Annotated in this window: 11 protein-coding genes; 6 read left to right on the top strand and 5 right to left on the bottom strand. The window is 75.5% G+C overall.

What is annotated here, in order from left to right; genetic code table 11:
- Positions 1-9 precede the first annotated feature (9 nt).
- Positions 10-762, top strand: a complete 753-nt coding sequence (locus V9U69_RS10950; protein WP_337061847.1) for an AAA family ATPase — start codon at positions 10-12, stop codon at positions 760-762.
- Positions 763-805: 43 nt separating this feature from the next.
- On the opposite strand, the gene V9U69_RS10945 is transcribed toward V9U69_RS10950, so the two are convergent.
- From V9U69_RS10945 to V9U69_RS10925, 5 genes are all read right to left on the bottom strand, one after another.
- Complete coding sequence (locus V9U69_RS10945; RefSeq protein WP_337061845.1) at positions 806-1,408, bottom strand: GDSL-type esterase/lipase family protein; 603 nt, start codon at positions 1,406-1,408, stop codon at positions 806-808.
- A 69-nt stretch (positions 1,409-1,477) separates the two neighbouring features.
- On the bottom strand, positions 1,478-1,912 hold the full coding sequence (locus V9U69_RS10940) for a Uma2 family endonuclease (protein ID WP_337061843.1): 435 nt from the start codon (positions 1,910-1,912) through the stop codon (positions 1,478-1,480).
- Between the two features lie 111 nt (positions 1,913-2,023).
- A complete protein-coding gene (locus V9U69_RS10935) occupies positions 2,024-5,923 on the bottom strand; it encodes a multifunctional oxoglutarate decarboxylase/oxoglutarate dehydrogenase thiamine pyrophosphate-binding subunit/dihydrolipoyllysine-residue succinyltransferase subunit (RefSeq protein WP_337061841.1) in 3,900 nt (1,299 codons plus the stop codon).
- Positions 5,924-6,027: 104 nt separating this feature from the next.
- Positions 6,028-7,098, bottom strand: coding sequence for an ATP-binding protein (locus V9U69_RS10930; RefSeq protein ID WP_442907730.1), 1,071 nt, complete (start codon positions 7,096-7,098; stop codon positions 6,028-6,030).
- 140 nt (positions 7,099-7,238) lie between these two features.
- Positions 7,239-8,003, bottom strand: a complete 765-nt coding sequence (locus tag V9U69_RS10925; RefSeq protein ID WP_337061837.1) for a response regulator transcription factor — start codon at positions 8,001-8,003, stop codon at positions 7,239-7,241.
- Positions 8,004-8,110: 107 nt separating this feature from the next.
- Here V9U69_RS10925 and V9U69_RS10920 point away from each other — a divergent pair, with 107 nt between their 5' ends.
- The 5 genes from V9U69_RS10920 to V9U69_RS10900 all read left to right on the top strand — a co-directional run.
- The gene (locus V9U69_RS10920) at positions 8,111-9,571 is read left to right on the top strand and encodes a GuaB1 family IMP dehydrogenase-related protein (RefSeq protein WP_337061835.1); all 1,461 of its coding nucleotides are present in this window, start codon (positions 8,111-8,113) and stop codon (positions 9,569-9,571) included.
- Positions 9,572-9,616: 45 nt separating this feature from the next.
- Positions 9,617-10,447 carry an alpha/beta fold hydrolase gene (locus V9U69_RS10915; RefSeq protein WP_337061834.1) on the top strand — a complete coding sequence of 277 codons (831 nt, stop codon included), beginning with the start codon at positions 9,617-9,619 and terminating at the stop codon, positions 10,445-10,447.
- A gap of 104 nt (positions 10,448-10,551) precedes the next feature.
- A complete protein-coding gene (locus V9U69_RS10910) occupies positions 10,552-11,790 on the top strand; it encodes an acetamidase/formamidase family protein (protein ID WP_337061832.1) in 1,239 nt (412 codons plus the stop codon).
- A 152-nt stretch (positions 11,791-11,942) separates the two neighbouring features.
- Positions 11,943-13,379 (top strand): hemolysin family protein, encoded by a 1,437-nt coding sequence (locus V9U69_RS10905; protein WP_442907729.1) that lies wholly within the window; start codon positions 11,943-11,945, stop codon positions 13,377-13,379.
- A partial coding sequence (locus tag V9U69_RS10900) for a hemolysin family protein (RefSeq protein WP_337061829.1) occupies positions 13,376-14,395 on the top strand: 1,020 nt, incomplete at its 3' end. The genes V9U69_RS10905 and V9U69_RS10900, both read left to right, overlap by 4 nt.

Here is a 14,395-nt window from a genome sequence, read left to right as displayed (position 1 = left end):
CTGGGCCGCGTGAGCAGCGAGGGACGTCCCGTGCGGCGCGTCGAGCGCGTCCCCGGCGCCGCCGTGGACCCGGGCGCCTGGCCGGACGCGGTGCCGGCGGTCGCGCAGCTGCTGCGCGAGGGGCTGGACCTGCCGGCCGGGGTGACGTTCCTCGTCGGCGCGAACGGCACCGGCAAGTCCACGCTCGTCGAGGCGGTCGCGGAGGTGCTGGGCGTGCACCCCGAGGGCGGTTCGGCCGCGCACATGGCCGGGGCGGACCGCGGGCGCGGGACCGACCGCTCCGGCCTCGCCGGCCGGTTGCGGGCGGTGCGCTCCGCGGGGCGGCGCGGGTCGGTGTTCTTCCTGCGCGCCGAGACCGCGCACCGCTTCTACACCTACCTGGAGGAGGCGGCGCACGTCGGCGACGGCCCACCGCCCCCGCACGCGCTGCACCGCGTCAGCCACGGCGAGGGGTTCACCGAGGTGCTGCTGCGCAGCCCGTGGGTGCGCGAGGCGTCGGTGCTGCTGCTCGACGAGCCGGAGTCGGCGCTGTCGTTCGAGAACCAGCTGCTGCTGGGCGCCTCGCTCGCCGCGGCGGCCGCCGAGGGGCGGCAGGTGCTGTGCGCGACGCACTCGCCGCTGCTGACGTCGCTGCCCGGCGCGCACGTGCTCCAGCTCGACGAGCGCGGCCTGACGCCCGTGCAGTGGGAGGAGCTGGACCTGGTGCGCGACTGGCGCTTCCTCCTGGACGCCCCGGAGCGGTACTGGCGCCGCCTGCTGTGACACCGCGCCGGTGCGTGCCGGCCGGTGCGTGCCGTGCGGCCCGTCAGGGTTGCGGGACGCCCAGCCAGTCGTACCAGCCGCTGTGCAGCACCAGCCACGCGAGCAGGCCGTAACCGGCCTGCCCGGGGTGCACCCCGTCGCCGGCGGCGAGGTCGGCGTACCAGTCCTCGTGGCTCGCCAGCGGCCCGAAGGTGTCCACGTACACGACCCGGCGGCGGGTGCACACGTCCGCGAAGGCGTCGGCGAGGTCCGCGATGCGGTCGTTGCGCTCCTCGTCGGCCACCGGGGTGGGACCGACCACGAGCGTCGGCAGACCGCGCGCCTCGCACTCGTCGAGGACGTTCGCCAGGTTCAGCCGGCTGCGCGCCAGCGTGGTGCCCGCGTCGAGGTCGGCGTGCCCCAGGCCCACGACGAGGCGGTGCTCGTCCCCGCCGGCGAAGCGGCGGGCCGTCTCGTCGCGCCAGCGGGCGTTCAGGTCGGTCGTGGTCTCGCCGGGCACGCCCAGCGGGTACAGGGTGATGTCGCGGTCCTCGCGGGGGGTGCGGGCCGAGACGCGACCCACCCAGCCCAGCGCGCGCGGGTCGCCCACGCCGGTCACGAACTCGTCGCCCACCAGGCACACCCGCACGTCGTAGCGGCCGTTCACAGCTGGTCCTCGCGCACGGGTGTGGTGCTCCTGTCCTTCGTCGGGGGTGCCCGGGCGAGGATAGTGCCCCTACGGGGCCGGCAGCGCCGCCACGTCCAGCTCCAGGCGCGCCACGCCGAGGCCCAGCTCGACCGCGCCGTCGGCCGGGCGCAGGACGGCGGTGGGGCGGAAGGCCCCGTCGTCGAGGACGTACGTGGTCGGGGTGCGCTCTCGCGGGTCGGCGATCCGGTGCCGGGGCAGGCCCGCCGTCGCGTGCTTCGTCGTCTTCAGCGGCAGGTCGTCACGGCGGTCGGTGGACAGGACCTCCACGCACAGCGCCGGGGTGCCGGTGAAGCGGCGGTCGTCGGTCGCAGCGGCGGCGCCGTGGACCACGACGTCGGGGATGGAGGCGTCCGTCCCGGTGCGCCGCTCCCAGCCCGCGATGGCCTCGTGGGTGTCCTCCGGCAGCGCGTCGTGCTCGTCCCAGGAGACCGGGCGACCACCCTCCGGTGTCGTCACCGCCACGTGGTCCACCTCCCGCGCGTCTGCTCCGCGTCGGGGTCGGCGTACGACGACGCCCCCGCCGCCCGGGTGGGCGACGGGGGCGTCGTGCGAGCGGCGCTCAGCGGCCGCTGCTCAGCGGTCGAAGGCCTCCGCGACGAGCTGCTGCTGCTCGGCCTGGTGGCGCTTGGCCGAGCCGGCGGCCGGGGACGCCGACGCGGGCCGCGACACGCGGCGCAGGCGGGTGCCCGCGGCGAACAGGTTCATCGCCACGTGCTGCCAGCCGCCCTGGTTGGCCGGCTCCTCCTGCACCCACACCAGCTCCGCGCCCGGGAACTCGCCGGCGGCCGCCAGCAGCGCGTCCACCGGCAGCGGCGCCAGCTGCTCCACCCGCACGATCGCGGTGCGGTCGTCGCCGCGCTTGGTGCGCTCGGCGACGAGGTCCCAGTACACCTTGCCGCTGCACAGCAGCACGCGGTCCACCTGCTGCGGGTCCAGGCCGGACTCGTCGCCGATGACCTCGCGGAAGGTGCCGGTGGTGAAGTCCTCCACCGCCGACTGCGCCGCCTTCAGCCGCAGCATCGACTTCGGGGTGAAGACGACCAGCGGGCGCCGCGGGCGGGCGTACGCCTGCCGGCGCAGCAGGTGGAAGTAGCTGGCGGGCGTCGAGGGCACGGCGACCGTCATGTTGTCCTCGGCGCACAGCTGCAGGAACCGCTCGATGCGCCCGGAGGAGTGGTCCGGGCCCTGGCCCTCGTAGCCGTGCGGCAGCAGCAGCACCACCGAGGAGCGCTGGCCCCACTTCTGCTCACCGGCGGCGATGAACTCGTCGATGACGGTCTGCGCGCCGTTGAAGAAGTCGCCGAACTGCGCCTCCCACAGCACCAGCGCGTCGGGGCGCTCCACGGAGTAGCCGTACTCGAAGCCCATGGCCGCGTACTCGCTCAGCAGCGAGTCGTAGATCCAGAACTTCGCCTGCTCGGCGCCCTCGCGGCCCAGGTACAGCAGCGGCGTCCACTCCTCGCCGGTGACCCGGTCGGTGAGCACCGCGTGGCGCGAGACGAACGTGCCGCGGCGGGAGTCCTGCCCCGCCAGCCGCACCGGGGTGCCTTCCATCAGCAGCGAGCCGAAGGCCAGCAGCTCGCCCCAGCCCCAGTCGACGCCGCCCTCGCGCGTCATCTGCAGGCGCTTGTCCAGCAGCTGACGCAGCTTGGGGTGGACGGTGAAGCCCTCCGGCGGGTTGGCCTGCACCTGCGCGATGTGCTCCAGCACCGAGGCGTCCACCGCGGTGGGCCGGGTGGTCACGGGGGCCTGGTCGTCGGCCTCCTGCGCGCTCGGGCGCTCCAGGCCGCCGCGGCTGTCGCCGTCGCCGCCGCTCGCCTCGCCGTTGCGCGTCTCGGCGAACGCCCGCTCCAGCTGGGCGGAGTAGTCGCGCAGCGCCTCCTCCGCGTCCTCCACCGAGATGTCGCCGCGGCCGATGAGCTGCTCGGTGTAGCTCTTGCGGACGCTGCGCTTCTTCTCGATGAGGTTGTACATCAGCGGCTGCGTCATCGACGGGTCGTCGCCCTCGTTGTGGCCGCGACGGCGGTAGCAGACCATGTCGATGATGACGTCCTTGTCGAACGTCTGGCGGAACTCGAACGCCAGCTGGGCCACCCGCACGCACGCCTCGGGGTCGTCGCCGTTCACGTGGAAGATCGGCGCCTGGATCATCCGGCCGACGTCGGTGGCGTACACCGACGAGCGTGCCGACGCGGGCGCGGTGGTGAAGCCGACCTGGTTGTTGATGACGACGTGCACGGTGCCGCCGGTGCGGTACCCGCGCAGCTGCGACAGGTTCAGCGTCTCGGCCACCACGCCCTGGCCGGCGAACGCGGCGTCGCCGTGCAGCAGCACCGGCAGCACCGGGAAGGACGCTCCCGCCATGTTGAGGCGGTCCTGCTTGGCGCGCGCCACGCCCTCCAGGACGGGGTCGACGGCCTCCAGGTGCGAGGGGTTGGCCGCGACGTAGACCTTGGTCCGCTCGCCGTCCTCGCCGGTGAAGGTGCCCTCGGTGCCCAGGTGGTACTTCACGTCCCCGGAGCCCTGCACGGTGCGGGGGTCCTGGACGCCCTCGAACTCGCGGAACACCTGGCTGTAGCTCTTGCCGGCGATGTTCGTCAGCACGTTCAGGCGGCCGCGGTGCGCCATGCCCAGGCACACCTCGTCCAGCCCGGCGGTGGCCGCCCGCGAGAGCAGCGCGTCCAGCAGCGCGATGACGGACTCGCCGCCCTCCAGCGAGAAGCGCTTCTGCCCCACGTACTTCGTCTGCAGGAACGTCTCGAACGCCTCCGCGGCGTTCAGGCGGCGCAGGATGCGCAGCTGCTCGGCGGCGCTGGGCTTGGCGTACGGGCGCTCCACGCGGTCCTGGATCCAGCGGCGCTGCTCCGGGTCCTGGATGTGCATGTACTCGATGCCCACGGTGCGGCAGTACGAGTCGCGCAGCACGCCGAGGACGTCGCGCAGCTTCATGTGCGCCTTGCCGCCGAAGCCGCCGGTGGGGAACTCGCGGTCGAGGTCCCACAGGGTCAGGCCGTGCGACTCGATCTCGAGGTCGGGGTGGACGCGCTGGCGGTACTCCAGCGGGTCGGTGTCGGCCATGAGGTGCCCGCGCACCCGGTAGGCGTGGATGAGCTCGACCACGCGCGCGGTCTTGTTGATCTGGTCGTCGTGCGAGACCGAGATGTCCGCGGTCCAGCGGATCGGCTGGTACGGGATGTGCAGCGCCTGGAAGACGCGGTCGTAGAACCCGTCCTCGCCCAGCAGCTTGGCGTGCACGATCCGCAGGAACTCGCCGGACCCGGCGCCCTGGATGATGCGGTGGTCGTACGTGGACGTCAGCGTGATGACCTTGCTGACCGCCAGGCGCGTCAGGGTCTCCTCGCTGGCGCCCTGGTACTCCGCCGGGTACTCCATCGCACCGACGCCGATGATCGCGCCCTGGCCCTTCACCAGGCGCGGCACCGAGTGCACCGTGCCGATCGTGCCGGGGTTCGTCAGGCTGATCGTGGTGCCCGCGAAGTCCTCCGTGGTCAGCTTGCCGCCGCGCGCGCGGCGCACGACGTCCTCGTAGGAGGCCCAGAACTCCGCGAAGTCCTTGGACTCGCACTCCTTGACCGCCGGCACCATCAGCTGGCGGGAGCCGTCGGGCTTGGGCAGGTCGATGGCGATGCCCAGGTTGACGTGCGCCGGGTGCAGGACGGCGGGCTTGCCCTTCTCGTCCAGGGCGTACGCCGCGTTCATCGACGGCATCTGCCCCAGCGCCTCGACGATCGCGTACCCGATGAGGTGCGTGAAGGAGACCTTGCCGCCGCGGGCGCGCTTGAGGTGGTTGTTGATGACGATGCGGTTGTCCACCAGCAGCTTCGCCGGGACCGCCCGCACGCTCGTGGCCGTGGGGACCTCGAGCGACTCCTCCATGTTCGTCACCACGCGCGCGGCGGGACCGCGCAGCTTCTCCACGGTGTCCTGCTCCGGGAAGGCCCGCTGCGCCGGGGCCCTCTCCGGTGCCTGCGGCGGCGCGCCGCCGGCCGCGCGAGCCGGGGCGGGGGCCTTCGCGGGCGCGGGCGCTGCGCCCTTCGCGGGTGCGGGGGCCTTCGCGGGGGCGGGTGCGGCGACGTCGGACCGCCGGGCCGGTGCCGCCGACGGTGCCTGCGCGGCGGGCGCGGGGGCGGCGGGCGCGGGAGCGGCGCCGCGCGGGGCGGAGCCGTCGCGGGGCGCGCCGTTCGCCGAGCCGTTCCCGGACCCGTTCGAGGCGCCGTTCGAGGCGCCGTTCGCCGAGCTGCTCGCCGAGCCGTTCGAGGCGCCGCCCGCCGGGGCGGCGGTGGTGGAGCCGGCCGGGTTGTCCGCGGGGGTGTAGTCGGCGAAGAAGTCCCACCAGGCTTCGTCGACCGAGTGCTTGTCCTGCAGGTACTGCTCGTACAGCTCGTCGACGAGCCACTCGTTCGGGCCGAACGTGGCGAGCTTGTCCTCGTGGGGCGAGGGCTGCTGAGGCACGGCGTTGTCGCCTTCTTCCTCGGGTCGGGCTACGCGGGCGCACTCCCACCCTACCCGCGCCCGGGAGCGTCGCGGCACGGCGCGACGCCCGGCGCGCCGCGCCGTCAGCGGGCGGGCGCGACCTCCCGCGGCAGGTGCACGTCGATGCGGCAGCCGCCCTGCGGCGGGGTCGGTCCCACCCGGATCGTGCCGCCGTGCAGCTGCACCGCCCACCGGGCGATCGCCAGGCCCAGCCCCGTGCCGCCGTCGGTGCGCGCGCTGCCGCGCTGGAAGCGCTCGAACACCCGCTCGCGGTCCGCGTCGGCGATGCCCGGCCCCTCGTCCTGCACGCTGATGCGCACCACCGCCCCGGCCGCGTGCGCCGAGATCCGCACCGTGCCGCCCGGCGGGGAGTGCCGGGAGGCGTTGTCCAGCAGGTTCGCCACCACCTGGTGCAGCCGCGCGGAGTCCGCCTCCAGCGAGAGCCCGGCCGGGTCCACGTCCACAGCGAACCGCACGTCGCGCCCCGTCATCGACATCGCCCGGGTGGCCTGCGCCAGGAACGGCTCCAGCGCCAGCTCCTCGCGGTCCAGCGACACCGCACCCGCGTCCAGGCGCGAGAGGTCCAGCAGCTGCTCGACCAGCCGGCCCAGCCGCTCCGTCTGCGCCAGCGCGGTGCTCAGCGTCTCGTGGTCCGGCTCGGTGACGCCGTCGACGAGGTTCTCCATCACCGCGTGCAGCGCCGAGACCGGCGTGCGCAGCTCGTGGCTGACGTTCGCGACGAGCTCGCGGCGCTCGCGGTCCACGGCCTCCAGGTCCTGCGCCATCCGGTTGAACGCCTCGGCGAGCTCGCCGACCTCGTCGCTGCTGGTGGAGCGCACCCGCCGGGAGTAGTCGCCGGTGGCCATGGCGCGCGCCGCCGCGGTCATCTCGCGCAGCGGGGACGTCATGCCGCGCGCCAGCAGCTGCGTGAACACCAGGGTGATCACGATCGCGACCGGCAGCGTGTACCGGGGCCCCAGCCGCAGCGCCTCCAGCCGCAGCCCGGCCCACACCAGCAGCGTGGCCACCGTCACCGACGCCGCCACCAGCAGCGCCAGCTTCGTCTTCAGCGAGTGCACCGGGTCCAGCGGCCGCACGTCCGGCCAGCCGCGCCGGACCGTGCGGGCCCCCGTGCCGGCCGTGCCCGCCCGCACCGGCTCGCCGTGCACGCTCGCCCGCGCCTGCACCCGCGCGTCGCGGGCCGCCCCGGTCAGCGGGATCGGCCCGGTCAGACCCGTGCCGGTGGCCCCGGGCAGCTCCTCGTGCTCGCGGGGCCCGGCCCCCCGGCCGCCGCTCACGGCGAGCCCTCCGGCGCGGACGGCTCGAAGGCGTAGCCGACGCCGTGCACGGTGCGCACCAGGTCCGCGCCGAGCTTGCGCCGCAGCGCCTTCACGTGGCTGTCCACGGTGCGGGTGCCGGAGGCGTCGGCCCAGTCCCACACCTCCTCCAGCAGCTTCTCGCGCGTCAGGACGGTGCGCGGGGAGGCCGCCAGGCACACCAGCAGGTCGAACTCGGTGGGCGTCAGGTGCACCTCCGCCCCCGAGCGGCGCACCCGCCGCTGGTCGCGGTCCACCACCAGCTCGCCGCCGTCGACGGGGAAGGTGAGCGTGCCCGCCGCGGCGGGGGTGCCCACGAGCTGACGGGCCCGCTCCACCCGGCGCACCAGGGCGTTCACGCGGGCCACGAGCTCGCGCATGGAGAACGGCTTGGTCATGTAGTCGTCGGCGCCGACGCCCAGGCCGACGAGCTTGTCGGTCTCGTCGTCGCGCGCGGTGAGCATCAGGACCGGCACGGGGCGCGAGGCCTGCACCCGCCGGCACACCTCCAGGCCGTCGAAGCCGGGCAGCATGACGTCCAGCACCACCACGTCCGGGTCCAGGCGCTCGCACAGCTCCACGCCGCCGGGGCCGTCGCCGGCCGTCTCCACGGTGTAGCCCTCCGCGCGCAGGCGCCGGGCCACGGCGTCGGCGATGGTCGGCTCGTCCTCGACGACGACGGCCGTGCGGGAGGGGGTGGGTGCGCCCGCGGCGCCGCCGGCGGGGGAGGGGCCCGTGCTCATGGTCCCCGAGGGTAGGCGCTGGCGCCGGGGCGCGGCCCGGGTGCGGGCGGCGTGCACGAGCCCTCCACCCGATCCGACCGGGGCCGTCGCGCACCTACCCTGGGGGGGTGCGCTTCACCACCGGGCAGGTGCCCGCCCACGACCTGACCTACAACGACGTCTTCCTGGCGCCGGGCCGGTCCTCGGTCGTCTCCCGCCTCGACGTGGACCTCGCCACCACCGACGGCACCGGCACCACCGTCCCCCTCGTGGTGGCGAACATGACGGCCGTCTCCGGCCGCCGCATGGCCGAGACGGTCGCGCGCCGCGGCGGCATGGCCGTCCTGCCGCAGGACGTCCCGCTGGACGTCGTCGCCGAGGTCGTCTCCTGGGTCAAGGCGCGCCACCGGGTCTTCGAGACGCCCGTGGTGCTGCACCCCTCGGACACCGTGCACGACGCCCTGAACCTGCTGCCCAAGCGCTCCCACGGCGCCGCGGTCGTCGTCGACGACGAGCGGCGCGTGCTCGGCGTGGTCACGCCCGCCGACTGCGCCGACGTCGACCGCTTCACGCAGGTGGGGTCCGTCATGAGCCCCTCGCCGGTGACGCTGGACGCCGACGTCGTCGAGCGCGACGGGCTGCAGGCCGCCTTCGACGCCCTGCACACCGCCCGGCGCCGCTTCGCCCCCGTGGTGCGCGACCACGGCGACGGCCCGGTGCTCGCCGGCGCGCTGACCCGCACGGGCGCGCTGCGCTCCACCGTCTACGCCCCCGCGCTGGACGACGCGGGCCGGCTGCGGATCGCCGCCGCGGTGGGCATCAACGGCGACGTCGCCGGCACCGCGAAGGCCCTGCTGGCCGCGGGCGTGGACACCCTCGTCGTCGACACCGCCCACGGCCACCAGGAGAAGACGCTGGAGGCGCTGGCCGCCGTGCGCGGCCTGGACCCGCAGGTGCCCGTCGTGGCCGGCAACGTCGTCACCGCCGAGGGCGTGCGCGACCTCGTGGCGGCCGGCGCCGACATCGTCAAGGTCGGCGTGGGCCCGGGCGCGATGTGCACCACCCGGATGATGACCGGCGTGGGCCGCCCGCAGTTCTCCGCGGTGCTGGAGTGCGCGGCCGCCGCCCGCGAGCTCGGCGCGCACGTGTGGGCCGACGGCGGGGTGCGCCACCCGCGCGACGTCGCGCTCGCCCTGGCCGCCGGCGCCAGCCAGGTGATGGTGGGTTCCTGGTTCGCCGGCACCCACGAGAGCCCGGGCGACCTCGCCGTGGACGCCGACGGTCGCCCCTACAAGGAGAGCTTCGGCATGGCCTCCGCCCGCGCGGTGGCCGCCCGCACCCGCGCCGACTCCCCGTTCCAGCGCGCCCGCAAGGGCCTGTTCGAGGAGGGCATCTCCTCCTCGCGCATGCACCTGGACCCCGCCCGGCCCGGCGTGGAGGACCTCATCGACCAGATCACCTCCGGGGTGCGCTCGTCGTTCACCTACGTCGGCGCGCGCACGGTCGCGGAGTTCGCCGAGCGCGCCGTGGTCGGCCTGCAGTCCCCCGCGGGGTACGAGGAGGGCCGCCCGCTGCCCGCGGGCTGGTGACGGGCCGGTGAGCGGCCCGGCGCGGGACCGGCGGGGGGTGGTGCGGTGATCCTCGAGGGGGTCCGCCGCGCGGACGGCTCGCCCGTCGAGGTCCTCACCGGCGGCGCCGGGCCCGGGCTGGTCCTCGTGCACGGCGCCCGCCCGGCGGCCGACCACGCCCGGCTGGCCGAGCGGCTCGGCACCCGCTTCACGGTGCACCGCTACGACCGGGAGTCGGTCGGGCGCCCCGGCGCGCGCTACGCCGTGGCCGACGACGTCGCCCTGCTCGGGGCGGTGCTGGCGGCCACCGGCGCGCGCCGGGTGCTCGGGCACGGCCTCGGCGGCCTGGTCGCGCTGCTCGCCACCGGTGGGCTGCTGGAGCGCCGCATCGACCGGGTGGCCGTCTACGACGCGGTGCTGCCGCTGGACGGCGCGGTGCCGGAGGAGGCGCTGGAGCAGGCCGCTCGGGCGCTGGCCACGGGCTCGCCGGACCTGGCGCTGGCCCACCTGGACCGGCACCTGCGCAGCAGCTCCCTGGGCCTGACCGCCGCCGGCCGCTCCGAGCGGGTGCAGCGGCTCGTCGGCGGGGTGCTGGCCCGCACCGGGTGGGGGCGGTCGACCGCCGCGCGGCTGCCGCAGGTGCTGCGGGAGACCCGCGCGGGGCTGCAGCTGGACTCCCCGGTCGACGCCTACGCCGGCCTGCCCGCGCGTGCCCTGCTGCTCGCGGGCGAGCGCAGCCCCGGGTACTTCCGCGTGGCCGCGACCGAGTTCGCCGCCGCCGTGCCGTCGGCGACGGCCCTCGTGGCCGCCGGGTGCGGGCACGACTCGCTGCTGCGGGCGGCGCGCCGGTGCGTCGACCCGCTGGTCACCTTCCTCGCGGGGGACACCCTCTTCTGAGCCGCCTGCCGGCCGCACGGACCGTCACAGGGACGAAACGGCTCGTCACAGGCGCGAAACGGGCGGGAAACCCGCGCGGAACACGCCGCTGGTGCAGTGCGCCCGTGACCACCCAGCACCCCCGCCGCCGCTCCCTCCTGGCCGCCGCGGCCGGCCTGTCCGCCGTCCCCGCGGCCCTGTCGGCCGTCCCCGCCGCAGCGAACCCCGGCACCGCCGCGCTGCGCACCCTGCAGTCCGGCCGCGGTCCCCGCCGCGGCGCGTACGTGCCCTCCACCGCCGGGAACGTCCTGTGGGGGCGGCTGCCCAACCGGGACACCGAGCCGGTCGCCGTGGTGCGATCCGGGGCCGTCGTCACCCTCGACACCGTCTCCCACGAGGGCGTCCTGGAGGACCAGGGCCAGGACCCCCTGGGCTACTTCACCTCCTTCGGGGTCGACGAGCGAGACGTCCTCGACGACGCCGTGCAGATCGCGGCCCGCGTCCCGCACGACGGCCCCGGGCCGCACGTCGTCAGCCGCCCCGTCGCGGTCGCCGGCGCGGAGCCGGGCGACGTCCTCAAGGTCGAGGTCCTCGACCTCGCGCTGCGCGTGCCCTACGGCGTGATCTCCAACCGGCACGGCAAGGGCGCGCTGCCCGACGAGCTGCCCGGCGCCTGGCAGGACGACCCCGCCCTGGCGGAGTACTTCAACGCCGGCGGCAACGTCAGCGTCTTCACCCCCGTGGCCGCCTCCGGCGGCGACCTCGTCGGGGTGATGCCGGGGACCGCGGGGCCGCGCTTCCCGCTGGCGCCGTTCCTCGGGATGATGGGCGTGGCCCGCGACACCTCCGCGCTGGTCGACTCCGTGCCGCCGACCGTCGCGGGCGGCAACATGGACGTCAAGGACCTCGTCGTCGGCTCGACCCTCTACCTGCCGGTGCAGGTGGCGGGGGCGATGTTCTTCGTCGGCGACCCGCACATGGCGCAGGGGCACGGCGAGGTGGCGCTGACGGCGATGGAGGGCTCGCTGCGCGCCACGGTGCGCCTGTCGGTGGTGCGCCCCGGCGACGGCGCCCCGCGCATCGCGGGCGAGTACCCGTTCGCCGAGACCCCCGAGCACTGGATCCCCGTCGGCCTGTCCGACCCGGACGGTCCCGACGGCGGCGGCAACGGCACCGACCTCGACGTGGCGATGCGCACCGCGGTGCGCAACGCGATGTCCTTCCTCACCGAGGACCTCGGCCTGCCCGGCCCGGTCGCCTACGCCTACCTCAGCGCCGCCGGCGACTTCCACGTCTCGCAGGTCGTGGACCGCACCGTCGGCGTGCACGCCACGCTGCGCAAGGGCGACTTCGGCCGCCGCTGACCGGCGGCGGCACCGCTGCCCCCGGCGCCCCGTGCGGACGGGCGCGCCGGGGGCCGGTGCTCCTAGAATCCGAGCGCCATGGACTCATCTCCCGGGCCGCGCAGCGGCCCCCCTCCCCACCCCCGCCCGGTCTCGCCCGGGGAGCCCCCGTGCTGACCGAGTGGCTCCTCCTGCTCGTCGGGGTCCTGCTCACCCTCGGCACGGCCGTGTTCGTCGCCGCCGAGTTCTCCCTCGTCACCCTGGACCGCTCGACGGTCGAGCGGGCCGCCGAGGGCGGTGACCGCCGCGCCGCCGCCGTGCTGCCGGCGCTGCGGACCCTGTCCACCCAGCTGTCCGGCGCCCAGGTCGGCATCACCCTCACCACGCTGCTGCTGGGCTACCTCATGGAGCCCTCGCTGGCGACCCTGCTGGACGTGCCGCTGACGGCCGCGGGACTGTCCGAGGGCGCGGCCGCGACCACCTCCGCCATCGCCAGCGTCGTCATCGCCGGGGCCTTCTCGATGGTCGTCGGCGAGCTGATCCCCAAGAACCTCGCGCTGAGCCTGCCGCTGCCCACCGCCGGCGTGGCCGCGCCCCTGCAGCGCGGCTTCACCTGGGTCACCGGCCCGCTGGTCGCCGTCCTGAACGGCAGCGCCAACCGGTTCCTGCGCGCCATCGGGGTCGAGCCGCAGGAGGAGCTGTCCGGAGCCCGCTCCGCGCGCGAGCTGGCCTCGCTGGTGCGCCGCTCCGCCGACATGGGCACCCTGGACCAGGGCACCGCCAACCTGCTCAGCCGCACCCTCGTCTTCGGCGACCAGACCGCCGCCGACGTGATGACCCCGCGGGTGCGGATGGAGGCCGTGCGCCTGGACGACACCGCCGCCGACGTGATCGCCCTGGCGCGCAGCACCGGGCACTCCCGCTTCCCCGTCACCGGTGACGACGACGACGACGTGCGCGGCGTCGTGCACGTCAAGGCCGCCGTCGCCGTGCCCCTCGACCGCCGCCACGAGGTGCCCGCCGCGGCCCTCATGCAGGACGTGCGCCGCGTGCCGGACTCCCTGCGCCTGGAGCCGCTGATGCTGCAGCTGCGGCAGAAGGGCCTGCAGTTCGCCCTCGTCCTCGACGAGTACGGCGGCACCGCCGGCGTCGTCACCCTGGAGGACCTCGTCGAGGAGATCGTCGGCGACGTCTCCGACGAGCACGACCGCGACCGCGGCGGGCTGCGCCAGCACCGCGACGGCTCCTGGACCGTGCCGGGCCTGGCCCGCCCCGACGAGGTGCACGACCGCACCGGCGTGGAGGTCCCCGAAGCCCCGGAGTACGAGACCCTCGGCGGCTTCGTCATGAGCCGCCTGGCCCGCATCCCGCTCGTGGGCGACGAGGTGCAGGTGGACGGCGCCGTGCTGCGCGTGACCCGCATGGAGGGCCGCCGCGTGGACCGCCTGCGCCTGCGCCCGCGCCTGTCGACGGTGGAGGCCGCCGCGGCGGTCGCCGCCGCCGCGCAGTCCGGCGCGCACGCCGCCTCCGTCTCCGCCCCCGCGACCGACGAGAGCCCCGCGGGTTCCGGCGCCCACGTCGCTCGCGCTGCGACGGGGGGCCGCCCGTGAGCACCGGTCTGTCCCTGCTGGTCGGCGTGCTGCTGCTGTTCGGCAACGCCTTCTTCGTCGGCGCCGAGTTCGCGGTCCTCTCGGCGCGGCGCAGCCAGATCGAGCCGCTGGCCGCCACCAGCGCCCGCGCCCGGTCCGCGCTGGCCGCCATGGAGCACGTCTCCCTCATGCTCGCCACCTGCCAGCTCGGGGTGACGCTGTGCTCCCTGGGGCTGGGCGCCGTCGCCGAACCGGCCCTGGCGCACCTGCTGGAACCCCTCTTCGAGGCCCTGCACGTCCCGCACGGCCTCGTGCACCCGGTCGCGGTGGTCATCGCCCTGACCGTCGTGGTGTACCTGCACGTCGTGGCGGGCGAGATGATCCCCAAGAACCTCAGCATCGCCGGCCCGGACCGCGCGGTGCTGCTGCTGGCGCCGCCGCTGGTGGCGATCGGCCGGGCGATCGGTCCCGTCATCCGGGCCCTGAACGGCCTGACCAACGCGGTGCTGCGCCTGGCGGGCGTCGAACCCAAGGACGAGGTCGCCAGCGCCTTCACCGTCGAGGAGGTGCAGTCGATCGTCGCCGAGAGCCAGCGGGAGGGGACCCTGGGCGACCCCAACGGCCTCGTCACCGGGGTGCTGGAGTTCTCCGACCGCAGCGTCGGGGAGATCGCGGTGCCGCTGGCGGACCTGCGCACCGTCACCGTGGGCGCCACGCCCGCCGACGTGGAGGCGCTGGTGGCGCGCACCGGGTTCAGCCGGTTCCCCGTGCTGGACGCCGCCGGGGACCTGCACGGCTACCTGCACCTGAAGGACCTGCTCTACGCCGACGACGAGCGCTACCACCAGCCGGTGCCGGACAAGCGCATCCGCCAGCTCGGCACGCTCGGCACGCAGGAGGAGGTCGAGGACGCCCTGGCGTCCATGCGCCGCACCGGAGCGCACCTGGCCCGCGTCGTCGACGCGAGCGGGACGGTCACCGGCGTGGTCTTCCTCGAGGACGTCATCGAGGAGCTCGTCGGGGAGGTCCGCGACGCC

The sequence above is a fragment of the Kineococcus sp. G2 genome, from assembly GCF_037154035.1.
Lineage (GTDB): Bacteria > Actinomycetota > Actinomycetes > Actinomycetales > Kineococcaceae > Kineococcus.
The sequence above is the reverse complement of the archived record's forward strand: the minus strand, read 5'-3'. Positions and strand labels throughout refer to the sequence as shown.

Bases quoted from the DNA above. Each gene is read 5' to 3' on its own strand.
- V9U69_RS10925 (WP_337061837.1), bottom strand. From the start codon at position 8,003: ATGAGCACGGGCCCCTCCCCCGCCGGCGGCGCCGCGGGCGCACCCACC.